At 60.2% G+C, this 22,627-nt stretch carries 19 protein-coding genes; 3 read left to right on the top strand and 16 right to left on the bottom strand.

The window, feature by feature from the left end; translation table 11 throughout:
• Window positions 1-13: 13 nt before the first annotated feature.
• From ABVS03_RS07470 to ABVS03_RS07405, 14 genes are all read right to left on the bottom strand, one after another.
• Window positions 14-619, bottom strand: a complete 606-nt coding sequence (locus tag ABVS03_RS07470) for a type II secretion system F family protein (RefSeq protein ID WP_330972223.1) — start codon at window positions 617-619, stop codon at window positions 14-16.
• Complete coding sequence (locus ABVS03_RS07465) at window positions 620-1,513, bottom strand: type II secretion system F family protein (RefSeq protein ID WP_330972222.1); 894 nt, start codon at window positions 1,511-1,513, stop codon at window positions 620-622.
• A complete protein-coding gene (locus ABVS03_RS07460; RefSeq protein WP_330972221.1) occupies window positions 1,489-2,811 on the bottom strand; it encodes a CpaF family protein in 1,323 nt (440 codons plus the stop codon). Before ABVS03_RS07460 ends, ABVS03_RS07465 begins: the two co-directional genes overlap by 25 nt.
• Window positions 2,812-4,209 (bottom strand): P-loop NTPase, encoded by a 1,398-nt coding sequence (locus ABVS03_RS07455; RefSeq protein WP_368018621.1) that lies wholly within the window; start codon window positions 4,207-4,209, stop codon window positions 2,812-2,814.
• Window positions 4,206-4,907: a Flp pilus assembly protein CpaB gene (gene cpaB, locus ABVS03_RS07450; protein WP_368018620.1), complete on the bottom strand. Its 702-nt coding sequence runs from the start codon at window positions 4,905-4,907 to the stop codon at window positions 4,206-4,208. The genes ABVS03_RS07455 and cpaB overlap by 4 nt, the downstream gene beginning before the upstream one ends.
• 287 nt (window positions 4,908-5,194) lie before the next feature.
• Entirely contained in the window at window positions 5,195-6,373 is a 1,179-nt protein-coding gene (gene rsgA / locus ABVS03_RS07445; protein WP_368018619.1) for a ribosome small subunit-dependent GTPase A, read from the bottom strand.
• 1 nt (window position 6,374) lies between these two features.
• Complete coding sequence (locus tag ABVS03_RS07440; RefSeq protein ID WP_368018618.1) at window positions 6,375-9,053, bottom strand: calcium-translocating P-type ATPase, PMCA-type; 2,679 nt, start codon at window positions 9,051-9,053, stop codon at window positions 6,375-6,377.
• A gap of 190 nt (window positions 9,054-9,243) precedes the next feature.
• Complete coding sequence (locus ABVS03_RS07435) at window positions 9,244-9,732, bottom strand: YhcH/YjgK/YiaL family protein (protein ID WP_368018617.1); 489 nt, start codon at window positions 9,730-9,732, stop codon at window positions 9,244-9,246.
• Window positions 9,733-9,762: 30 nt separating this feature from the next.
• Complete coding sequence (locus tag ABVS03_RS07430; RefSeq protein ID WP_368018616.1) at window positions 9,763-10,926, bottom strand: exo-alpha-sialidase; 1,164 nt, start codon at window positions 10,924-10,926, stop codon at window positions 9,763-9,765.
• A 13-nt stretch (window positions 10,927-10,939) separates the two neighbouring features.
• Window positions 10,940-12,262, bottom strand: a complete 1,323-nt coding sequence (locus tag ABVS03_RS07425) for an SLC13 family permease (RefSeq protein ID WP_368018615.1) — start codon at window positions 12,260-12,262, stop codon at window positions 10,940-10,942.
• A 131-nt stretch (window positions 12,263-12,393) separates the two neighbouring features.
• A complete protein-coding gene (pdxA, locus tag ABVS03_RS07420; RefSeq protein WP_368018614.1) occupies window positions 12,394-13,461 on the bottom strand; it encodes a 4-hydroxythreonine-4-phosphate dehydrogenase PdxA in 1,068 nt (355 codons plus the stop codon).
• Window positions 13,461-14,357: a 4-hydroxy-tetrahydrodipicolinate synthase gene (gene dapA, locus ABVS03_RS07415; protein WP_368018613.1), complete on the bottom strand. Its 897-nt coding sequence runs from the start codon at window positions 14,355-14,357 to the stop codon at window positions 13,461-13,463. Before dapA ends, pdxA begins: the two co-directional genes overlap by 1 nt.
• A gap of 26 nt (window positions 14,358-14,383) precedes the next feature.
• The gene (locus tag ABVS03_RS07410) at window positions 14,384-15,538 is read right to left on the bottom strand and encodes an iron-containing alcohol dehydrogenase (protein WP_368018612.1); all 1,155 of its coding nucleotides are present in this window, start codon (window positions 15,536-15,538) and stop codon (window positions 14,384-14,386) included.
• Window positions 15,535-16,779: a four-carbon acid sugar kinase family protein gene (locus tag ABVS03_RS07405; protein WP_368018611.1), complete on the bottom strand. Its 1,245-nt coding sequence runs from the start codon at window positions 16,777-16,779 to the stop codon at window positions 15,535-15,537. Before ABVS03_RS07405 ends, ABVS03_RS07410 begins: the two co-directional genes overlap by 4 nt.
• 123 nt (window positions 16,780-16,902) lie before the next feature.
• Between ABVS03_RS07405 and ABVS03_RS07400 the strand changes: the two genes are divergently transcribed.
• Window positions 16,903-18,678, top strand: a complete 1,776-nt coding sequence (locus ABVS03_RS07400; RefSeq protein WP_368018610.1) for a PrpR N-terminal domain-containing protein — start codon at window positions 16,903-16,905, stop codon at window positions 18,676-18,678.
• Between the two features lie 72 nt (window positions 18,679-18,750).
• On the opposite strand, the gene ABVS03_RS07395 is transcribed toward ABVS03_RS07400, so the two are convergent.
• Window positions 18,751-19,266, bottom strand: a complete 516-nt coding sequence (locus ABVS03_RS07395; protein ID WP_368018609.1) for a hypothetical protein — start codon at window positions 19,264-19,266, stop codon at window positions 18,751-18,753.
• Between the two features lie 9 nt (window positions 19,267-19,275).
• Window positions 19,276-19,473 (bottom strand): hypothetical protein, encoded by a 198-nt coding sequence (locus ABVS03_RS07390; protein WP_368018608.1) that lies wholly within the window; start codon window positions 19,471-19,473, stop codon window positions 19,276-19,278.
• Window positions 19,474-19,809: 336 nt separating this feature from the next.
• Here ABVS03_RS07390 and ABVS03_RS07385 point away from each other — a divergent pair, with 336 nt between their 5' ends.
• The gene (locus ABVS03_RS07385) at window positions 19,810-20,829 is read left to right on the top strand and encodes a 2-hydroxyacid dehydrogenase (protein ID WP_330972215.1); all 1,020 of its coding nucleotides are present in this window, start codon (window positions 19,810-19,812) and stop codon (window positions 20,827-20,829) included.
• Window positions 20,830-21,179: 350 nt separating this feature from the next.
• Entirely contained in the window at window positions 21,180-22,619 is a 1,440-nt protein-coding gene (gene pyk, locus ABVS03_RS07380) for a pyruvate kinase (protein ID WP_330972214.1), read from the top strand.
• Window positions 22,620-22,627 lie beyond the last annotated feature (8 nt).

Raw genomic sequence — 22,627 nt, 5'->3', positions numbered from 1 at the left:
GGATCCACCTTTCTCATATGAGCTGTGCCTGCGACCCCAGGAGGGGGCCGAGTATTGCCAGAAGCATTGCAGGCACGACGAGCGTGCCCAGAGGGATGAGCATCTTGATCGGGACCTTCTCGATCCTCTCCTCGGCCGCAAGGCGCTCTTCATCCCTCAGGAGCTTTCCCTGTGCTTCAAGGACCGAAGCCAAGGGAGACCCGAACGCAAGCGCCTCTTCCACAGCCGATGCGAAGCGCCCGAAGGCAGGGCTTCCCATTTCCTCCGCCAAGCTCTCCAGTGCCGTCGAACGCTTCTCGAGGCCGCTCCTCCAGGAGAAGAGGGCAGATCTGAGCGCGTGGGAAAGCTCGCTGTCCTGGCGCTCACAGAAGAGCTCGACCGACGCATCGAACGAAAGCCCTGCCGAGAGGCCGAGCGAGAGGATATCGAGAAGCCCTGGAAGCTCTTCAAGACAGCGTCTCTGCCATCCCCGGCGCTGATGTCTCGAGCCTGCTGGCAGCTTCGGCACGTCGAAGCTGAGGTGCCGGTGCGCTGCCGTCTTTTTCCCCAGGAAGATGAAGGCTGCGAGGAACGCAAGGCCGCTCTCGGCTCCTGTCAGTGCATATGCCCACCCATCCATCTAGAGCACCCCTTCGGCAAGACGCCTGATGATGAGGATAGCGACAGCATCGAGCGCCCCCGCCAGAAGAAGCGAGAGCGTGCCCGCCTCTGTTGCCATCCCCACTCTGAAGTCAGGCGATATGAAGGCAAGGAGCGAGACGATTGCCACCGGAAGCGTGCAGACGACCTGGACCGAGAGGCGTACCTGTGCTGTCTTTGCTGAGAGCTCGCGCCTGAGCTCTCCCTGCTGCTCCACATAGGAAGCGCTTGCCGCGAAGAGCTCCTTGAGCGGGCTTCCCGTGCGCTGCGCAATCTCGAGCGCGCTCACCATGAGCGCCATGCCCGGTCCTCTGACCTCGCGCTCGACAGATCCGAGCGCCTCTGCAACCGATGCGCCTGCCTGCATCTCGAGCGTCGCCTCGGCAAAGCTTCTGCCGACCGGCCCCGCATGCGTGATACCGACATACTCCATCGCCTGCCTGAGCGTCTGTCCAGCCTCGAGGCCAAGCGCAAGCGTGCGGAACACCTCGGGAATCTCCTGCTCTGTCGCATCGCGCCGCTCCCTTCTGTAGCGCAGGGCAAGGCCAGCCGCAGACGCCCCCAGCGCAGCAGGCAGGATGAGCCCTCCCAGAAGGGAGCGGGAAAGGAGCATGCCCAGAGGGACAGAGAGCATCCCCATGAGCAGCATGAAGCCGCCCGGCGCCGCAAGCTGGAAGCGCTCTGCCAGATACCTTTCAGCATCGCGCCACAGCGCATGCTCCTCGAGCCTTCGCGCACCGTCTGTGCCTTCGAGAGCTTGTGCCGCATGGAGAAGCCCCCGCCGGACGGATGCCTCGAGCTGGGGCGTTGCAGACATGAAGGCAGCCGCCCCTGCAAGCGCTGCCGTGCTCAGGCAGAGCAGGAAGACATCCATGCGAGCACCTCGCTCTCCGAAAGAAGCCCGTCTGCCATCGCACGCTCGACGAAGGACGGCAGCTGGACCAAAGTCCAGCTCCGTGCCTGCCGGTCGAACGATATGCACTCTGCAAGGGCGACCGTGCCATCGGGGGCACGGTCCACCTGATGGAGCGATGTGATATAGCGTCCACCGTCAGGGAAGCGGGCGCTCATCACGACAAGGTCGAGCGCTGTCGCCACCTGCTCCTCGATGAGATGGGCCGGAAGGTCCATGCCATAGCGGGCCATGAGGACAAGGCGAAGTATTGCCTCGTCAGCCGTTCCTGCATGCAGGGTCGTAAGCGATCCGTCGTGTCCTGTGTTCATGGCCTGGAGCATATCTATGCACTCCGACCCTCTGACCTCGCCCACGATGATGCGGTCAGGCCTCATGCGCAGCGCGTTCTTCACGAGGTCGCGGATCGTGACCTCTCCCGATCCCTCGATCGAGGCCTCGCGCGCCTCAAGACGCACGAGGTTGAGTCCGGGCTCGAAGCGCAGTTCGCAGGAATCCTCGATCGTGACAATGCGCTCGTCTTTGCCGATCTCATGCGAGAGGGCATTGAGGAGCGTCGTCTTGCCGGAGCCGGTGCCTCCTGCCACCGCGATATCGCAGCGCTCCTTCACGGCCCAGGCAAGAAGCTGTGCATACCAGGCAGGAAGGGAGCCAAGCGACACAAGCTCCTGGAGCGAGACGAGCGCATCCGAGAACTTCCTGATCGTCACGGCTGTGCCATCAGGCGCCAGGGCAGACGAGACGGCATTGACGCGGTAGCCATTCGAAAGGCGCGCATTCACGATCGGGCTTCTCTCATCGAGGCGGCGGCCCAGAGGGGCAAGGATGCGGTCGATGACCATGAGGATCTGCTCATCGTTCTCGAAGACGCGCTCTGCCTTGTGGAGCCTGCCTCCTTCCTCATAGAAGAGCGCTCCTGCTCCGTTCACCATGATTTCCGTCACGCGGTCGTCGTCCAGAAGCGGCTGCAGAGGTCCCAGCCCGCAGATCTCATCCACGACCTGGCTGGCCAGGACATGGCGCTCTTCCGGCGTCAGGTCATCGTAGCCGCCGCCATTGCAGAGCGCCTCGAGCGCCACCGAGAGCTCGGTCCGTGCCTGGGCGACATCCCCCTGCGTTGCAAGCGAGGCAACCGTCTGGAGCCCGAGCCTTGTCACGAGGTCGCGCTTGAGCCGCTTTCTCGCTTCTTCATCCAGCCCATGGCGGGAAGGCGCGCCTTCGAGACGGGCACGTTCCTGCACCCTCGCAAGCAGGCTCATCTACATGGCCTCCTTCCTGCGGCTGAAGAATCCCCGGCGCTGTCCATGCTCATGCACCTCGAGCGCGCGGCGGGCATCGTTGCAGTCGGGAAGCCTTCCGAGCTCCTGGAGAATCTGTGCCAGGCAGGTGGCAACAGAGCGTGAAAGCTCTGAGTCCTGCGCGCTCAGCTCCACGACATGTCCTGCCATGAGGAGCTCGTCCGTCTCTTCCCCGCCATCCATGACACGGAAGGTACGGGCAGCTTCGAGGCCGACATCGGCCCGGTCGATGAAGGCTTCCTGCGTCTTCTTCGGATTCGAGAGATTGACGATGCGGACGATGCGGGTCCTTGCAACACCGAGACGCACAGCCAGGGCGCCGACACGCGATAGGGACGATGCCGCCCCTCCGCTCTCAGGGCAGACCAGCAGCAGGCGGTCGCACATCTGCGCTGCCTGCGCGACTGCATCGGTCCAGGCTGTCGCGCAGTCGACAATCACGAGATCCGACTGGCGGCAGACAAGCTCGAGCAGGTTTCCTGCCTGAGGTGCTACGAGCTCGGCATTCTCCGGACGAAGGCAGGAACCCCAGAGCGAGACACCGTCTGTGGCAATCTTGCCCTGGGCAGCAAGCGTCTTTGCATCGGCCTGCATATCGAGGTTCTGGTCGAGAGCTGCAGGACCCGGAAGGCCGAAGCATGCGTACGCATTGCCGCAGGCAAGATCGAAATCCATGAGGGAGACCTTGAGGCCCCAGCGTGCTGCCGTTGCTGCCATGAGGCAGGAAAGCGCTGTCTTGCCGACGCCTCCCCTGCCTGATGCGACACAGAGGACAGGACAGGGATTCGGGCCATGCACGATGCTGGAATCGATGCGCGGAAGCTCCTGGTCCATCCGGTTGCGCTCAGGCCTCGATGGCCTGGAGGCACCACGCGGTGCCGCCACTGCAGGGATGCTTTCCACTTCGTCGAGATCTTCCGCCTCTGGCGCTGCAGCAGAGGAAGCGCCCTTCTCGGCTCTCTGCCTGCGCTCGTGCCGTGCGGATGCCCCGCTTCTCGCTCCTTCTGCATCCGGCGCTTTCTGCTGCGCCTCTTCTGGCTGGACATCAAGCGCAATGACACGGGAGATGCCCGCCTGGGCTGCACGCGAGCGGAGCGACCCCGAAGGCCGAGGCTGCGCAAGCAGGACGATTGTGGCATGGGCATCCTGTGCTATTGCGGCTGCAAGATTGATGGGTGCCTGGGCACCGCGTACGGGACCGACAGCCGCTGCATACTGGCCAGGCATCCCGTGCACGAGCGTCTCGCGCATCTCTTCAGGAGAGGAAGCCCAGGATATGCTTGAGCCGGGATATTCGGCTCCGATCTTCGCCTCCAGCTCGCCCCGATAGGACTTCCGTGCAAAGGCAAGCCACTTCATGAATGATTCCCTTCTTCTGCCGTCGTAGGAACAGAGCTCGGTGCCGTCGTGAGCACCGTGCCCGTCGCGCTCACGTCGGATGCCGGAACTGCGAGGCGCAGGTCTCCCTGGGCACCTGCCGCAAGCACATCTGCCACCTGGCTCGGAGCCACGGCAAGCGTGACCGACTGCGTGCCGAGCTGGGACTGCTGCTCCGGTACCGAGAGGAGCTCGACATCATCCGAGATCAGCGTGGCAGAGCCATCAGACATGCGATAGGCAAGAAGCCTCGAGCCGGCCTTGGCCTCTGCCGGAAGGCCGACCTTGTCCGAAAGCGCGAGGCTCAGCGCCACATGGCCTGAGGGGACATCTGCAGCGTCTGCTCCCTGAGCGAACTGGAGGCTGCAGAGCGGCGTGCCTTTCGGCACGGCACTTGTGACCTTCCTGCCTATGCAGTCATCCATGTCGGTCATGGCAACAGCAGGAGCAAGGTCCGAGAGCCATTCCTTCACGGCAAGGTCTTCCTTCGTGACCGTCTCTCCGGCAGCAAGATCCTTCGTCGCAACGACGAGCTTCACGGTCTCCCCGCCATAGCGCTCGAGCGCCTCGGCACGTTCCTGCTCGGTCTGTGCCTGCACATGCTGGGCATAGACCGCACACAGGAGCGCTGCCAGAAGCGCGCAGGCTGCAGCAAAGACGATCCTGAAGCGCATCGACATTGGTCCTCCCGGCATGTGGCTGATGTGGTCTCAAACCTACGCCGGTGCCCTATCTGACAAGGGAAAGCAGAGCCATTCAGGCGTCGCCGGGCAGCCACAAAGCTCGCAGCCATCTTCCACAAGGAAGCGTTTTCCAAGGCAGGGCGTCTGACAGAAGAAGGCACTGTCTCAGGCCTTCCGACCTCTCTCCTTATTGCCGCTGCAACCCTGAAAGCCAGGATGGCTGGACATAGAGAAGCGGACGCTCCCTTTCGGGAACGTCCGCAGCTTCAATGTGTCTTGCTTTCTCAGAGCACGATATCGGGATCGAGCGTCTCCTCGCTCCGGCGCATTTCCTGGGCAAGCGCCACATAGGCGTCGTAGCGCTCCTGGCAGAAGGCACCTTCTGCCAGGGCCTCGCGCACGGCGCAGCCCGGCTCATGCGTATGCGTGCAGTCACGGAAGCGGCACGAACGGGCCGCATCGGCAATCTCTGGAAAGACCTTTGCCAGGCCCCTTTCATGGCCGACAAGCGGCAGGCTCCTGATGCCCGGCATATCGACAATCGTGCCGCCAGAGGGGATGGCAACCATGCGGCGGGAGACCGTGGTATGCCGTCCGGCATCGTCCGAGCTTCTCACGGCACCTGTCTTCAGGAGATTGCGTCCCAGAAGGGCATTGAGCAGGGTCGACTTGCCGGCACCCGACTCGCCGAGGATGCAGGCGACCGTACCGGGAGAGACAAGCGAAAGGATGCCTTCCTCTCCCCAGCCAGCACCTTTGGCGCGGGCGCACGCTGCCAGCTCCGACGAATCCTTTTCGCCGAGAGCGCAGGCGACGATCGGCACCTTCTCGCCGAGCACCTGGCGCACGCGGTCGATATCTTCTGCGAGGCGTGCGTCCCCTCCTGCCCTGTCAGCCTTCGTGAGGACGCAGGCCACCTGGGCCCCGCAGTCCCGCACGACAACAGCCGAACGCACAAGGCGGTCGCATATCACCGGCTCGGGACCGAGTGCCTGAGCCACGAGCACGAGCCCGACATTGGCGGCAAGCGTCTGCTTCTCGCCGCGCGTGCCTCCCCGCCAGCGCTCGAGCGCGCTCCTGCGTGGCAGGATCTCCTCGAGGAGCACTCCGTCATGTCCTTCGGGACATCTCACACAGACCCAGTCACCGACCGCAGCCTTGCTGAAGCGCTCCTTCGTGATTCCTGCCGCAAACTCGGCGCGGGCAAGGCGCCTCTCGGTGAGGACGGCCGGAAAGCCGCGATCGAGACGCACGACACAGCCGAGCTCGTACTCGGCCGGGTCCGCCACTTCTTCGGCAGCAAGGCGTCTGCTTGCCTCTGCAAAGGCAGATCTCTGCTCCTCCGTCGCTTCGAGGCTCTCGAAGGCAGGGATGCCCTCGAGAGAAGAAAGGGCCGGCAGGGTCGCTTGGGCCCTGCCGGCACTCTGTGAATGCTTATGCCTGTTCTGCACACGCTTCTTCACGTCAGTCCCTGCTCTTCTCCACTGCACGCATGATGGCCTTGTAGATCTCCACGAGCGGGATGATGGCCGCTGCGAGGAGCATGGCAATACCGTACTCCTGCACACTGATCTCTGCAAAGTCGAAGGCGACGGAGAGAGGAGTTTCGATGACAACGAAGGTGAGGACAAGGGAGGCTGCGAAGGAAAGCCACAGCCACTTGTTCTGGGTCGGGAGCTTGAAGACAGACTGGCGACGGCTCCTCATGTTGAAGGAGTGGAACATCTCGACCATGGAAAGCGTCAGGAATGCCATCGTCATTCCATCGAGGCCCTTGTCGGCGCCGGAAAGCACGTCAGCAAGAGGCACGTTCTCAAGCGAAAGGCCGACGAAGTAGGAGATGAGGGTAAGGATAGCGATCATTGCGCCCTGGACGAGGCAGTCGAGGCCCATGCCATTGGCGAAGATGCCATCCGTGGCCTTTCTCGGCTCACGCTGCATGATGTCAGGCTCTGCCTCTTCCATAGCCATGGCCAGTGCCGGGAAGCAGTCGGTGATGAGGTTGAGCCACAGAAGGTGCGTCGGCTCAAGGATCGTGAAGCCGATGAGCGAGGCAACGAAGACCGAGATGACCTCGGCGAGGTTCGAGGACAGCAGGAATGCAATCGACTTCCTGATGTTGTCGTAGATGCGCCTGCCCTCTTCGCAGGCGGAGATGATCGTTGCGAAGTTGTCGTCTGCAAGGACCATGTCTGCGACGTTCTTCGTGACGTCCGTGCCGGTGATGCCCATGCCGACACCGATGTCGGCACGCTTGATGGAAGGAGCGTCGTTCACGCCGTCGCCGGTCATTGCGACGACCATGCCCTTCTTCTTCCAGGTATCGACGATGCGGGTCTTGTGCTCAGGCTGGACGCGAGCATAGACGCGGTAGTTCTCGATCTTGTCCGCAAACTCCTCGTCCGACATCTTGTCGAGCTCGGCGCCGGTGATGGCCTGGGAGCGGTCGACGATGATGCCGAGCTCCTTCGCGATTGCGACAGCGGTATCGATGTGGTCGCCCGTGATCATGATGACGTGCATGCCGGCGGAGTGAGCCTCGGACACGGCCTGCTTGACCTCAGGACGGACCGGGTCGATCATGCCGCAGAGGCCGAGGAACGTCATGTCGTGCTCGAGAGCATCGGCAGAGAAATCAGACGGCTTCTCCTTGCCGTAGTTCACGCGGGCTGCCGCCATGACACGCAGAGCATCGTCTGCCATCGACTTGTTGGCATCCTGGATGCGCTTGCGCCATTCGTCCGTCATGGGCACATCGCCCTGGGCCGTATGGATCTTCGTGCAGCGGGAAAGGATTACGTCGGGAGCGCCCTTCGTATGCTGGATGTAGTTGCCATCCGGCGCCTGGTTCACGACAGACATCATCTTGCGGCCGGAATCGAACGGCGCCTCGCCGACACGCGGGTTCGCATCATCGAGATCGCCTGTCGTGAAGCCGAGCTTTGCGGCATCGGCGACAAGGGCGGCCTCTGTCGGCTCGCCGACAGCCTTGTTCTGGGCGGCATCCCACTTGGCATCGGAGCACAGTGCCATGCAGCGCACGAGACGGTCCTGGTCCTCGGTGAAGTGGCGGACGACCGTCATCTTGTTCTGCGTGAGCGTGCCGGTCTTGTCGGAGCAGATGATCTGCGTGCAGCCAAGCGTCTCGACTGCAGAGAGCTTGCGGATGATCGCATTGTGCTGGCTCATCTTCGTGACGCCGATCGAGAGCACGATCGTGACGACGGCGGCAAGGCCCTCAGGAATGGCAGCAACAGCGAGAGAGACAGCGACCATGAAGGTGTTGAGCACGAGCGACGTATCGCTGAAGAAGCCCATGCCGTGCTTCAGCCACGTGACGACGAAGACGAGGGCGCAGATCACGATGCAGATGACAGAAAGGATCTTGGAGAGCTCGTCGAGCTTCTTCTGGAGCGGCGTCTCCTCGTCCTCTGCCTGGGTCAGAGCGTCGGCAATCTTGCCCATCTCCGTGTTCATGCCGGTTGCGACGACGACAGCACGTCCACGGCCATAGACGACGGTCGAGCCCATGTAGCACATGTTCTTGCGGTCGCCGAGAGGGATGTCCTCTGCACCTGCGACGAGCTCGAGCTCCGCCTCGATCTTGTTCGCAGGCACGGACTCGCCGGTAAGCGCTGCCTCCTCGATCTTCATCGAGGCGCTCTCTATGATGCGGCAGTCTGCCGGAACAGAGTCTCCTGCCTCGAGCACGACGATATCGCCGACGACAAGCTCAGAGGACGGCACTGTGACAACCTGACCATCGCGGATGACCTTGGACTGTGCGGCGCTCATCTCCTGGAGGGCAGCAAGCGCCTCTTCAGCCTTCGACTCCTGCACGACGCCGAGGACAGCGTTCACGACGACAACGAAGCAGATGATGATGACATCTGCGAAGTCGGCATCACCCTGTGCCATGCCGGTAAGGGCACTGATGACTGCAGCCACGATCAGCATGATGATCATGGGATCGGCCATCTGCGCGAAGAACCGCTTCCACAGCGGATCCTTCTTCGCTTCCTTGAGCTTGTTCAGCCCATCCCGCTCGAGACGCTTCTTCGCCTCGGCAGACGAGAGGCCATAGGTGCCGTCGGACTTGACGTCTTCGACAACCTTGACAGAGTCTTGCAGATACTCTTTCAAAGTTCCCTCCTGGGTTCTTGGGCGTCCAGCAGATTGATGCCCGATAATAATTCCCCAGGAGGGGCAAGGGCCCATCAAGGCTGCCATGCCGGACGCATGGATAAGGACGTACCGACTATCTTACCCTGTGCGCCTCGTTTTATGGGAGCGCGCAGGGAATAGTTTCTTTGTTGCGCAAGAAACGAAAACGCTATGCCTCATCCCAGTACTCATCAGAGAGCACTTTGAAGCAGATCTTCTTGATCGGCCCCGGCTCGGTGCTTTCCGGCACGAGGTTCGGCATATGCGGCTCGCCGACCATGAAGACGACGAAGCGTCCCTGGTCAAGCGACCCCTCAAGGAGGTTCGTGTTGCCGGGAGCCTCATGGCAGTAGCCCTTGTCGGCTGCCACATCGAACTCCCCTGCCGGCACGGTCTCTCCCGGTGTCGTCATGAATCTCTCAAAGCCCTCGAGGTCGACCTGCACATCCATATACTTGCGATGCGTCTCGAAGCGGGCATCCTCGAACGTGCGCGTCTTGGCATCCATGACATTCGCGAAGACCTTGTTGCCCAGGATCTCGGTCTTGCCGAGCGGCAGCTCATGCACATCGTGCTCATCGAGCCAATCGATAAGCACATCGAGTCCCTTCGAGAGTCCGCGATAGAGGCCACATGCCTCGAGTCCATCGTAAATCATGTCTATCTCCTTTTCGTGAAACGCCTTGAATCAATGTGCGCCGACTTCGCCCGACGTCGGGTTGTAGGTGGAAGCGCCGCGCACCTTTCCTGCGACATCGTCCTCGGAAAGCTTCACCCACTTGATGCCTTTGCGTGTCTCATAGGCATAGGCGAGATGAATCATGCCGTCCTTCGCCTGGATGAGGCAGGGATACTCGTACTGCATGTTGTTCGAGCGGTTCTCGTCGCCGACATATCCCTGGCCACGCTCGATGTGACGGATGAGCGGGAAGGTCTTGCCGCCATCCTCGGAAAGAGCGATCGAGACCGGGCATCTGAGTCCTGGCCAGGCGCCTTTCTTTCCCCATGACTGGGGCGCCTGTGAATGGTTGTAGGCAACCGCTATCCTGCCGCTTGCAAGCTTCACGGCACAGATGCCGGAGTTGTTGTTCGGAAGCGGCGTCGGCACGGGGACGGTCCAGGTATCGCCGAAATCCTTCGATTCGGAGCGGTAGATCCAGTCTGCCTGGCGCGAGCGCATGAAGCAGACGAGGTGTCCTGCTTCGAGCTCCACGACCGTCGGATGGACACGTCCAGCAGACTCAGGAACCATGACCTGGCGCCAGCTGGCACCCTCGTCGTCAGAGATCTGGAAGGCAGAGGGGTCTCCTGCAAGCGCCTCTGCGGAATCTGTGCAGAGCCAGTTGCCATAGATCCAGCGGCCATTCGAGAGCACCTGGATGGCCTGGCGTGCAAACGTCCCCTCCTCCGGGAACATGACCTCGGGCTCTCCCCAGGTCCTGCCATCGTCTGTGGAGATCTGGCGCTTCACGACAGCCGTGTACTGCATGTTGTCCTTGCCGGGCTGGCGTCCGAGCTGGGAGGTATACATGCACCAGATAGCGCCATCCGGAGCCAGGAAAAGCGATGGATTCTGGTCCGAGCGGTCATCATCGTGCGAGATGCAGACCGGCTCGGACCACCGATCGCTTCCTTTCTCCAGACGCGACACGACAATGTTTATGTCGGTATCGCCCTCATAGGTGCCTGCGAACCAGCAGCAGAGAATCGTGCCGGCAGGCGTCTCGACAAGGCCGGGACCATGGGCTGTCTTCCAGGGACCTGGATTCACGAAAGCCTCTTCGAAGCCCATTTCGGAGTCGTACCAGATTGCCCCGTCGGGCGTGAGCCTCTGGAGAGTCCTGATTGCCATCTTGCATCACCTTTCACAACAGGCCCGCCCAGGAGGGCGGGCCAAAAACCGCTATGCCGGGAAGACTACCAGAGCGCCGATGGTCAGGAAAATCAGGCGGATGAAGTACTGTGGGATCGTGTACTTCCAGAATTCTGCCATCGTGTACTTGCCCATCGAGAATGCCATGGCTGGCAGGCCGTCGATCGGCATGTAGTGTCCAGCCCAGCCCGAGAGGGTGACAGCGACAGCGGCTGCCATCGGCGAGATGCCGAGGCCCTGGCAGACGGCAATGGCAAGCGGCGCAAAGATCATGACAGTGCCGACCTGCGATCCCGTGAAGCAGGCGAACGTGGAGCAGAGCGAAGATGAAGACGACGACAAAGGCAGGCACGCCGGTGCCGAGAGCGGAAGCGACCGTGTTGCCGACAAGCGTCGAGAGTCCGGAATCAGCAAGGCAGTTGGCGACAGGAATGACGCCTGCGGTCATGAGGATGATCGGAGAGAACAGGTTGTCGCGGCACTCATTGAAGTCGATGACCTTGATAAGGACCATGATAAAGGCGCAGATGCCCGGAATCATATAGGCGAGCTGGCCGATGGAGTCGACCATCATCATGGAAATGATGGAGACGATGAAGGAAATGACGACAACGTTCTCTTTCCACTTCGGCATGCGGGAACCTTCGGATGCATCAGCAAGGGCAGCCGCATTTTCGACCGTCGGCTCCGCGACCGGGTGGGACGGGAGCACCTTGTAGCCGATGAGGGCCCAGAGAAGGAAGCCAGCAGACAGGAACAGCGAGACGATCGCGAACTGGAACATCGTGAGGTTGGAGGAGTCGAGGCCGGAAGCAGAAAGGACAGAGATCGCGACGCCGTACTGAAGAGCGACATTGATCGGGATGAGCGGGTGGTTCGAGGCGATGCCCAGCGGGAGCATGAGCTTCGATCCCGGAAGCTTCTCGTTATAAGGCAGCGTGACAACAAGCGAGAAGATGAGGACATAGAAGGCCGTAGATCCCATGCCGACGATGGAAGCGCCGAGCATGACGACAAGGAGAAGCAGGACATAGCTCTTGTAGCCGCCCTTGACGACGAGCTTTGTCATCTCGTCCTTCACTTTGAGGATGATCGACGTCTTCTGTATTGCTGCCAGAATCACCATGAAGAAGGCAAGCATCCAGACGGTCGGGTTGGTGAATCCGGCGAACGCATACTTCACGTCGCCGAGGCCGAACAGCACGATGAGAATGCACGCCGCAATCGGTGGAAGACCGAACGGCAGCACGTCGCACATGATCATGACGATCATGGCAACCAGAACGATGAGCGAAAGAATCATCGATGTGGTCATTCTGCTCTCTCCTTTCAGGACCATGCCAGACCAGTATCCAGCAGGCCTACATAGACGTTCCCTTGCGGCTGGGCCTCCTGCCCAGCCGCACATTGCCAAGTTATGAACTTGTCATTCGCTGAAACGGTCCGTCAGTTCCTGCGGACCTTTGCTCTTCCCTTTGCCATACGCAGGGCATAGTCGATGGCATTGACGAGCGAGAGCTCGTTCGAAGTGCCCTTCCCTGCAAGCGCAAAGCCAGTTCCGTGATCAACAGAGGTGCGGATGATCGGAAGGCCGAGCGTCACATTCACGCCCTCGACAGCCTTCCACTGCTGCCTCTCGCGGTCATACACGAAGCCAAGCACCTTCGTGGGAATGTGTCCCTGGTCGTGATACATGCAGACGGTCATGTCATACCAGCCGCCATGCATCTCGGAGAAGACGGAATCAGGCGGGCGGGGGCCGATAGCGTCGATGCCTTCTGCCTTTGCCGCCTCGATGGCAGGCCCGATTTCGGTCTGCTCTTCGGTGCCGAAAAGGCCATGCTCGCCGCAGTGCGGATTGAGGCCGGCAACAGCGATGCGCGGATGCTCGATGCCCAGGTCAAGGCATGCCTGATTGCCGAGCTCGATGACCTCGAGCACACGGTCCTTCTTGACCCGGTCACATGCCTCCCTGAGAGAGCAGTGCGTCGACACATGCGCGACCCTGAAATCATGGAAGGCAAGCATCATCGCATAGCGCTTCGTATGGGTGTAGGTCGCATAGATCTCTGTGTGGCCATCGAAGTGCATGCCCTGAGGAGCAAGTGCGAGGTTCATGGCCTCCTTGTTGAGAGCATTCGTGACCGTCGCGTCGACCTCGCCTGCCATGGCAAGCTCGATGACCTTCTTGACGGACTGGAAGGCAGCATTGCCGCCTTCGACAGACACCTCGCCAATCTTGAAGGCAGAGACATCCTTCACGAGATCCATGTGATAGACATCGATCGTGCCAGGCTTGAAGTAGGCCTCAGACACAGAGCTTACCGGGTGCACCTCGATCTCGGGGTGATTCACGAAGCCCTTTGCCTGCTCGATCATCTTGGCATCGCCTACGACAATCGGACGGCAGCGCTCATACAGCGCAGGATCGCTCAGTGCCTTGACCGTGATCTCGGGGCCATTGCCGGCGGGATCTCCCATCGTGATACCGACAATGGGAAGCTGGGCCTCCATCAGCACATCCCCTTTGCCTTGTCATCAGCCAGCGTCTGCTTGAGCGCCTCGATGCCCTCTTCGGGAAGATAGTTGAAGGGAGCGCGGCACTTGCCGACAGGATAGCCGAGCAGATTCACAGCCGTCTTCACGACCGTGTTGGGGTTGCCGTACTTGAAGCAGGCACGCAGCGGAGCGACGGCGTCCTGGCACTTCTGGGCAGCCTCGAGGTCGCCCTTCTTGAAGTTCTCGTAGATGCCGACCATGTTCTTCGGATAGACATTGGCGCAGCCTGCGATGGCACCCTTGGCGCCGGCCTGGAGAGCCTTGAGGATCAGGGAGTCATTGCCCGAAAGGACGGCGAAGTCCATGTCCTTCGTGAGCTCGATGTAGGCAGAGAGGTTCGTCCAGTCGCCCGAAGAGTCCTTGGCACCGACGATGTTGTCGATCTTTGCAAGCTCTGCCACCGTCTCGGGAGCAAGGGCATTGCCGGTACGGGCCGGGATGTTATAGAGAACGATCGGCGCCTCAGGCACAGCCGCAGCGACGGTCTCGTAGTGGACGATGAGTTCATGCTGGCTGGCCTTTGCAAAGGACGGCGTGATGACGGAAAGGACGTCAGTGCCACAGTCCATAGCCATCTTGCACTGCTCGATCGTCTCCTTCGTGGAGATGCAGCCAGTGCCGGCATAGACAGGAACGCGTCCTGCAACCTGGTCGATAACGGTCTGGAGCACGAGCTTCTTCTCGTCGAAGTTCAGAATGTAGCCTTCGCCGTTCGTGCCGAACGGGAAGATGCCGTGGATGCCCGCCTCGATCTGGCGGTCAACCTGACGACGGAGCTCATCAGTATTGATGGTTTCATCCTCGTTCATAGGGGTAACGATGGGGACGACGATGCCTTTCAGTTCAACCATTGCTCTTCCTTCCTCCTGGAATTCCCTTACATGATCTGACGGTAGATTGCCTTTGCATCTTCGAGCGTGACTTCGCGCTTGTTGTTCGAGAGCAGGCGCTGCTGCTGGATGCCGGCCTCGGCCAGCCAGTCGATCGGAGCATCGTGGACGCCGAGCGCATCGAGCGTCTTCGGAATATCGAGATGCTCGACGATCTCGTCCATGCGCTTGATCACGGCTGCCGACTTCTCTTCCTCGGTCTTGGCATCGCCCTTGATAGCATGGTCATAGGCGGCAGCGAGCCTGTCGCGGATAGCCGGCTCGTTGAAGTGCATGACCGGCGAGAGCAGGATGGCATTCGAGACGCCGTGCGGCACGTGATACTTGCCACCGAGAGGATACGAAAGGCCGTGGACTGCCGTGGTGCCGGATGCCGTGATTGCGATGCCGCCGTAGAGGGCTGCGATCTGCATGGCACGCTTGGCCTCGAGGTCGTCCTTGGAATCGCAGGCGTGCTCGATGTTGTTGATGATGAGGTCAAAGGCTTCGAGAGCGAACGTATCGCTGAAGGGATTTGCCTTCTTGCAGGTGAAGCACTCAATTGCGTGGCACATTGCATCGACGCCCGTAGCAGCTGCGATGGAGCGCGGAAGGTTCTGGACCATCCGGACGTCGAGAAGCACCACATCCGGCATCATTGCGTCGTTCACGATGCCGATCTTGACCTCGTCCTCGGGCACGGCGACGATCGCGTTGATCGTTGCTTCGGCACCGGTGCCTGCCGTCGTCGGCACGGCAACGCAGGGAAGCTGCTTGCGTGCGCGAGCAGGATCCTTCAGAAGATCATGCACCGTATAAGGAGCGCCAGCGCAGACGCAGGCAAGCTTTGCCGTGTCCATGACAGAGCCGCCACCGACAGCGACGACGAGCTCGGTGCCTGTGCCCGTGACCTCGTCCACGACTTCCTGGACCTGGATATAGCTCGGCTCAGCAGGGATGTTGTCGAAGATGTGGGCTTCGGCGCCAGCCTCCTTGATAGCTGCAAGCGCAGGATCGACAAGGCCGAGCTTGCGCAGGCTCGGATCGGTGAAGACGGCAACGTTCTTCGCTCCTGCCTTCTCGATCACAGAGACGAGCTGCTCTGTGGCATCCTCTCCTCCGTAGACGACCTGGGGGAGCTTGAGTGCGTAGTTCTTGATCATTGAGCCACTCCTTCTGACAAACGTACGCTCTCAGCGAGCGTGACGAACAGATCCTTGGTTCCAAAACCGCCTGATTTCGAGGCGAGGCGGAAAGGATGTCCTCCGAGATCAATCTCGAGGACGACGATTCCCTTTGCTGCCTCCCCTTTCGGATAGATGGCACTCACGTCGGCCTGGGAAAGGAAGCTCGAGAGGATGTCTCCTCCCATCACGAGGGCACGGCCGAAGATGCCCTTGCGGCAGACGGCAAGTAGAAGGCCCGCGACATTGTCTGCAACCGTCTGGCGGATATCAGCGCCTTCAGAGAAGAACGGTGTGAGGTCTTCAAGGCCAGATCCGTCAATCACCGTGAGCGGGTTCTCGTTCCAGCTCTTCGAGACCTCGAAGATGAAGTCTTTGCCCTCCGGCGTCCCAATCCAGGAAGAGCTGCATTTCTGCCGTTCTGCAATCGGGAACATCCGAGCGCCTTTATCTTCTGCAAAGCGGCACTGGGCACGAGATACCGGATTGACGCTTCCGCAGACGACAAGCATATTGCCGTCGAACTCTGTGTTGGAAGCACTCTTGCTGGAGTGGTCCAGCACGTGGAGCGCCTGGGCAAGCCCAGCACATCCTGCAACCGCCCCGAGCTCTCCAAGCTCTGCAAGCTCGGCTGCACGGCGGGACATGGCGTCATCGCTAGCTGCGTCGTAGACAACGATACCCTGAAAGTCGAGAGGCACCGGCTCATCCTCCCTGACAGACTTTACGGGCACCTGGGTCTCCTCCGCAATGATGCGTGCAATGTCTGACTCATGAACCGGCTCGAAGGGGTCCTTCCCGAAGGCGCTCTCGGCAACCGGCACGCCATTCACGCACTGGATGCCATCCTCGGTCGTGCGTCCCATAGCCGGAAAAGCCGGCAGGAAATGAAGGCGGGCGGCTCCCGAAGCATCCAAAGCAGCTGCAAGCTCTGCTCCGACATTGCCGCGCAGAACTGAATCGGTCTTCTTGAAGATGGAGCGGCAGCCGGCTTTCCTGACAAGACGGACAAGAGAGGCTACCTCGGCATAGGCGGCTTCTGCATCCATGTGGCGGGTGCCAGCATTGGCAGAGAGTACAGAAGGCTTCCTGCCAGAGAGCAGCTTCGCAGCGTGCTCGGAAGACGTTGCCACTGCGACGTCTGACGGCAGCATGCAGACGCCTGCGTCGAGCGCGCCTGTAAGATCGTCTGCAATCATTGCCATCTGCATCTGCTTCATCCTCCTCTCATTTGCTGGTGACACTATCCGTCTTTCCGGGCTCAGGGATAATGCCATTGAACGCGTATTGTTGTTACAATATGAAACGTATTTAAGAAGGAAAACGTTCAGATTTGGAACACTATGGTTACTCCCGCCAGGTACCACGTACTGTTCATTGCACCCTATCCCGAGCTCGCCGAAGTCGTCGCAAAGATTGCGCCGGGTTTTCCTGATCTCGACGTCACCATCCACGAGGGAGACCTCTCGAAGGGTCTCGCGGCTGCCCTTACAAGCATGGATGTGAGCTACGACGTCGTAATCTCCCGTGGTGGCACAGCACAGCTCCTCGAGGACGAGTTCGCGTTGCCTGTCGTCGAAGTCGGTCTCTCTCCTTCTGACCTCTTCCGCTGCCTCGTGCAGTACAACCCCGGCGCAAAGCGCTGTGCGCTCGTCGGCTTTTCGAACGTGCTCGAACCCCTGCGCGACATTGCAGCATTCAGCGATTTCGACCTCGATCTCTTCGAGGTCTCCTTTGCAGATGAACTTCCGCTCGTTCTCCAGACGGTGCAGGAAGGCTCCTACAGTCTCGTGCTCTGCGATACGTTCTCGCTGCCGCAGGTACGAGAGCTCGGACTCAACGCGCAGCTTCTGGCGTCAGGTCCAGACTCAGTCTCAAAGGCTCTTATGGAAGCCCAGCTCTTCTGCGAACGCTCGAGCGACCTGCTCTCGAAGAACCGCACGCTCTGGAACCTCGTAAGGACCCAAGATGCCCGCTTCGTCTTATTCTCGAATGATGGGAAGATCACCTATACCAATGTGAAGGAAGGTCACGACGAGCTCATCTCGTTCATGCGCGAGCACCTTGGAGAGCGCACCGATGAGCGTCTCGTCTTCCAGCTAGGCCGCTCGCTCTTCCATATACATAAGATGCCCGTAGAGTCAGGTGGCGAGAATTTCCTCGCCTTCTCCGTCATGCACTCCCAAGCGCCGACGAATGCAGCTCATGTCGGCATCGTCCGCGGGAACCGTTCCGACATCGAGGACGAATATGAGAGGAGCATCTTTCATATCACGCAGGCAAGCCAAGAGCTTGCCCAGGTACTCGCGCCTGCCCGTGGCACCACGAGACCCATATTGCTTGCAGGAGAGCCAAGCTGCGGCAAGGAGCAGGCCGCACAGCTCCTCTATCTCACTGGCTCTTGGAGGACCCGTCCGTACGTACGTATCGACTGCTCGCTTCTGACGGACAGGAGCTGGGATTATCTTCTGAACTCGCCTTCCTCCCCTCTCTACGGGCAGGAGGTGACGATCTTCCTCAACTCGTTTCAGGATCTTCCTGATGCAAGAACGCGTCTTCTCCTCGATGCAATGAGGAGAAGCGGGCTCCCCGCGCGTGACCGTCTCATGGTCTCCGTGAATGCGTCCAAGGCGCTTTCTGCTGAGATGCTTGAGCTCCTCTCCGAGAATCTCCGGCCCATCATGGTCGAGCTGCCACCGCTCAGAGAAAGAGGAGACCTCACGCAGGCCATATCGCTCTGCCTCGATTCCCTCTGCGCCGAGGCAGGAACCCCGCGCCCTATCGTGACAGAGGAGGCATTTAAAATTCTGTGCGAGCATCCATGGCCGGGAAACTATGCAGAGTTCAGGACGGTCATGGAATACTGCCTCGAGCATGCCTCAGGCGGAGGCATCGACGCTTCCTGTGCACGCCAGGCCCTCCAGAGCTCTGCCCCCTATTCTTTCGGCGGCAGGACCGATTCGGCAGATGCCGGCAGCATCTCCCTCATGCGCCCGCTTCACGATATCGAGCGCGACATCGTGAAGGCGACAATCGAGCGCTGTCACGGCAACCAGACCGAGGCCGCCCGCATCCTCCAGGTCTCAAGGACGACGATCTGGCGCCTTCTCAAAGACTGATAGCAAGAAGGGCGCAAGACATCCCGAAGCTGTTCCTGCGCCCTTCATTCATATCTATACGCATCGGCGGGCCTACTTCTCCCAGACTGCCTTGCCATCCGTCGGATGCATGAGGATGATCGGCGTCTGCTCATGGTCCTGGCCAGCAGGATTGTCCTGCACGAACTCGACGAGGCTCTCCTCTATCGGGTCGAGGTCGCGCGACCATCCCAGGATCTCCTGGCCGAGGTCGTTTGCATCGATGATCATGGCGCGGATGCCAAGCTTGTCTGTGAGCTCGTTGCAGACGCCCGAGGGATTCTCGGGAAGCTCGATGCCGATATCGCGGTACTCGCTCCATACATGGTCATAGAAGCCATCGAGTCCTGCCACCTCAGGCCCTACGATCTCGTAGAACACCCCATGCTTTCCTGCAAGCTTCGTCACGCCGGCAGCGACCGATGCCCAGAGCACCTTCGGCAGGCCCACCTTCTGGATGGCATACTGCATCTTGATTGTCTCGCCGACACCGACGCCCGTATCGGGATGGGAGGCAAACCGGGACAGGAACCTTGCCCAGAAGCCAATGGGAAGGTCCTTGCGCTCCACGACACGGTTCTAGCAGAGAGCGACAATCTTCTCGGAGATAGCAATCATGTCTCCTTCCTGATAGATCGGAAGGACATAGGTGCGCATGATATCGATATAGGACTCGCCACGCTTCACGAAATGGGTCTTAACGGCACGGCGCTCGAAGGTACGTCCGTCCACAGTGATGACGGGAGCTTTGCCTTCGTTCATGAATGTTTCGGGCATGCAGGGCCTTCTGTGACGCAGCTCGGGAAATTCTGCTGATTTTTGTGCCTCTAGAATACGTGCCTAAGTGTTGCAAGAATGTTGTCAGATACGAGAATCTTAAAGCTTCGAGTTACCTGTATCTCCCCTGCATATCAGCTGAAAAGCGTGCCTTCGGACGTTCACGGACAAGCGGATGCATTCCGCCGAAAAGGAGGTCCGCCGAAAGGCCATTCATGGTGATTGCAGCATTTGAAGCTTAAGATTGGCAACGGATAGGAGTTTAAGGATAGAATTTGCTTATGCTTGTACGGTAGGTTGCCGCACCTGCGGCATCAACGTAATGGAGGAAGAAGCATGAAGGTTCTGTTCTATGAGACGAAGAGCTATGACAGGGATTCGTTCTCCGAGGCTCTGCCGAAGTTCCCGGACGTGAAGGTCGACTTCATTGACGCCAACCTTTCGCCGATGACGGCAGGCCTGGCACGCGGCTATGACGCAGTCTGCGCCTTCGTCAATGCCGATGTCTCTGCCATGACGCTCGAGGTTCTCGCCGGCTTCGGCGTGAAGATGGTCCTCATGCGCTGCGCAGGCTTCGACGCCGTCAACGTGCCGATGGCCAAGGAACTCGGCATGACGGTCACGCGCGTTCCTGCCTACTCTCCTGAGGCAATCGCTGAGCACGCAATGGGCCTCGCCCTCTGCGCCAACCGCCGCATCCACAAGGGCTACATCCGCGTCCGCGAGAACAACTTCTCCCTCGAGGGCCTCGTCGGTGTCACGCTTCACGGCAAGACCGCAGGCATCATCGGCACCGGCCGCATCGGCGCAGCACTTGCCCGCATCTGCAAGGGCTTCGGCATGACCGTCCTCGGCACCGACCTCTATCCGAACCAGAACCTCATCGAAGAGGGCTGCATCGACGAGTATGTCGACTACGACGAGCTCTATCGCCGTGCTGACCTCATCTCGCTCCACGCCTTCCTCAACAAGGACTCCTACCACCTGATCAACGACGACACGATCGCCAAGATGAAGGACGGCGTCATCTTCGTCAACACCGGCCGTGGCGGCCTTGTCGACTCCAACGCCCTCATCCGTGGCATCCGCTCCGGCAAGATCGGCGCTGCTGGCCTCGACGTCTACGAAGAGGAGAACGCGAACGTCTACCAGGACCGCGAGTCCGAGATTCTCGGTTCCTCCATCGTCGCCCGCCTCTGCTCCTTCCCGAATGTCGTCATGACGAGCCATCAGGCATTCTTCACGAAGGAAGCCCTCGGCCAGATCGCAGAGTGCACGCTCGAGAATGCCCAGGCCTTCGGCCGCGGCACCGACTTCGTGCCGAAGAGCGTCGTCACCGCTCCGGGTGTCGAGTAGCCAACTCGACAGAAACTCGACCTGTAGAGTTCAGCCGCCCCAGACATTTCGTCTGGGGCGGTTTTTCCTTACGACCTGCGCATATGTGCCTCGCTTTGCGGGGTATAATGCGAACAAAAAGGGCAATTCTTCGAACGAGTACTGTGTTGGCTTTGTGGTGAGAACGTTGCCACATCTTGTTTAGCTGCGGATTCTGCTGCTCTTTACTCTCTTCTTTCAAACGTGACAAGCACGAATCGGTATAATGGCGCCTAGCTTCGGTGAAAGAAGACAAAGGTAGTAGAAACGCACCAGACAGTGCAAAACGTGTCCGCACGGTGCGGACACCAGGAATGCAAGGAGAGTCTGACATGCAGAAGAGAACCAAGATTGTCTGCACAATGGGTCCTGCGACCGACGACGATGATGTCCTGCGCGAGATCATCAAGAGCGGCATGAACGTGGCCCGCTTCAATTTCAGCCATGGTTCGCATGAGTATCACCGCAAGAACATCGAGCGCGTCCGCGCCATTTCCCAGGAGCTTGGCATTCCTGTTGCCATCATGCTCGATACCAAGGGCCCGGAGATCCGTACCGGCCTTCTGAAGGATCACAAGCCTGTCACGTTCGAGGTCGGCGACCACACGACCGTCACGACCGACAACACCATCGAGGGCACGCATGACCTCATCTCCCTCGACTACCAGAACCTCGCCAACGAGGTCGAGAAGGGCACCCTTCTCCTTATCGACGACGGCCTCATCGGCCTTCAGGTCGAGTCCGTCGAGGGCAACGAGATTCACTGCGTCGTCGAGTCCGGCGGCGTCCTGGGCGAGAAGAAGGGCGTCAACATCCCGAACGCCTTCATCAACCTCCCGTCCGTCACCGACCAGGACCGCGCCGACATCGAGTTCGGCTGCGAGCTTGGCATCGATGCAATCGCTGCTTCCTTCATCCGCGACGCTAACGCCGTCAACGAGATTCGCCAGATCTGCTACGAGAATGGCCGCCGTCACGTCGACATCTTCCCGAAGATCGAGTCCGCTCTCGGCGTGAAGAACTTCGACGAGATTCTCGCTGCTTCCGATGGCTGCATGGTTGCCCGTGGCGACCTCGGCGTCGAGGTGCCGACCGAGCAGGTTCCGCACATCCAGAAGACGATCATCCACAAGTGCAACATGGCCTACAAGCCGGTCATCACCGCTACGCAGATGCTCGACTCCATGATCCGCAACCCGCGCCCGACCCGCGCTGAGGCAAACGACGTCGCTAACGCTGTCTACGACGGCACTGACTGCGTCATGCTCTCCGGCGAGACGGCTGCTGGCCGCTACCCAGTCGAGGCTGTCAAGACGATGGCCAAGATCTGCGTCGAGACCGAGAAGTACCTCGAGACCCGCACGACCTACCATGAGCGCGAGGGTGTCCGTAACGTCAACTCCTCCATCGGCTTCGCTTCCGTCACGACCGCTGAGCGCGTCAATGCCAAGTGCATCCTGTGCCCGACGCACTCTGGCCGTACCGCTCGCCTGATCTCCAACTTCCGTCCGAAGCTGCCGGTCATCGCTCTCTCCCCGAGCGAGCACACGATCCGCAAGTGCTGCTTCTCCTGGGGCGTCGAGGCCATCAAGACCGTCGAGCAGGGCACGCTCTCCTCGACCCTCTATGAGTCCCTCAATGTCGCTAAGGAGCATGGCCTCGTCGAGCCTGGCGACATCGTCGTCGTTACCGCCGGCGATCCGCAGACGTCTCCTTCCCAGGGCGACTACATCACCTCTACGAACATGCTCATGGTCGCACAGGTCCAGTAGTTCGGTCT

It is taken from the genome of Olsenella sp. AGMB03486, from assembly GCF_040884255.1.
Classification (GTDB): Bacteria; Actinomycetota; Coriobacteriia; order Coriobacteriales; family Atopobiaceae; genus Olsenella_L; species Olsenella_L kribbiana.
The sequence above is the reverse complement of the archived record's forward strand: the minus strand, read 5'-3'. Positions and strand labels throughout refer to the sequence as shown.

Bases quoted from the DNA above. Each gene is read 5' to 3' on its own strand.
- ABVS03_RS07470 (WP_330972223.1), bottom strand. From the start codon at position 619: ATGGATGGGTGGGCATATGCACTGACAGGAGCCGAGAGCGGCCTTGCG.
- ABVS03_RS07465 (WP_330972222.1), bottom strand. From the start codon at position 1,513: ATGGATGTCTTCCTGCTCTGCCTGAGCACGGCAGCGCTTGCAGGGGCG.
- ABVS03_RS07460 (WP_330972221.1), bottom strand. From the start codon at position 2,811: ATGAGCCTGCTTGCGAGGGTGCAGGAACGTGCCCGTCTCGAAGGCGCG.
- ABVS03_RS07455 (WP_368018621.1), bottom strand. From the start codon at position 4,209: ATGAAGTGGCTTGCCTTTGCACGGAAGTCCTATCGGGGCGAGCTGGAG.
- cpaB (WP_368018620.1), bottom strand. From the start codon at position 4,907: ATGTCGATGCGCTTCAGGATCGTCTTTGCTGCAGCCTGCGCGCTTCTG.
- ABVS03_RS07435 (WP_368018617.1), bottom strand. From the start codon at position 9,732: ATGATTTACGATGGACTCGAGGCATGTGGCCTCTATCGCGGACTCTCG.
- ABVS03_RS07430 (WP_368018616.1), bottom strand. From the start codon at position 10,926: ATGGCAATCAGGACTCTCCAGAGGCTCACGCCCGACGGGGCAATCTGG.
- ABVS03_RS07425 (WP_368018615.1), bottom strand. From the start codon at position 12,262: ATGACCACATCGATGATTCTTTCGCTCATCGTTCTGGTTGCCATGATC.
- pdxA (WP_368018614.1), bottom strand. From the start codon at position 13,461: ATGGAGGCCCAGCTTCCCATTGTCGGTATCACGATGGGAGATCCCGCC.
- dapA (WP_368018613.1), bottom strand. From the start codon at position 14,357: ATGGTTGAACTGAAAGGCATCGTCGTCCCCATCGTTACCCCTATGAAC.
- ABVS03_RS07410 (WP_368018612.1), bottom strand. From the start codon at position 15,538: ATGATCAAGAACTACGCACTCAAGCTCCCCCAGGTCGTCTACGGAGGA.
- ABVS03_RS07405 (WP_368018611.1), bottom strand. From the start codon at position 16,779: ATGAAGCAGATGCAGATGGCAATGATTGCAGACGATCTTACAGGCGCG.
- ABVS03_RS07400 (WP_368018610.1), top strand. From the start codon at position 16,903: ATGGTTACTCCCGCCAGGTACCACGTACTGTTCATTGCACCCTATCCC.
- ABVS03_RS07390 (WP_368018608.1), bottom strand. From the start codon at position 19,473: ATGCCCGAAACATTCATGAACGAAGGCAAAGCTCCCGTCATCACTGTG.
- ABVS03_RS07385 (WP_330972215.1), top strand. From the start codon at position 19,810: ATGAAGGTTCTGTTCTATGAGACGAAGAGCTATGACAGGGATTCGTTC.
- pyk (WP_330972214.1), top strand. From the start codon at position 21,180: ATGCAGAAGAGAACCAAGATTGTCTGCACAATGGGTCCTGCGACCGAC.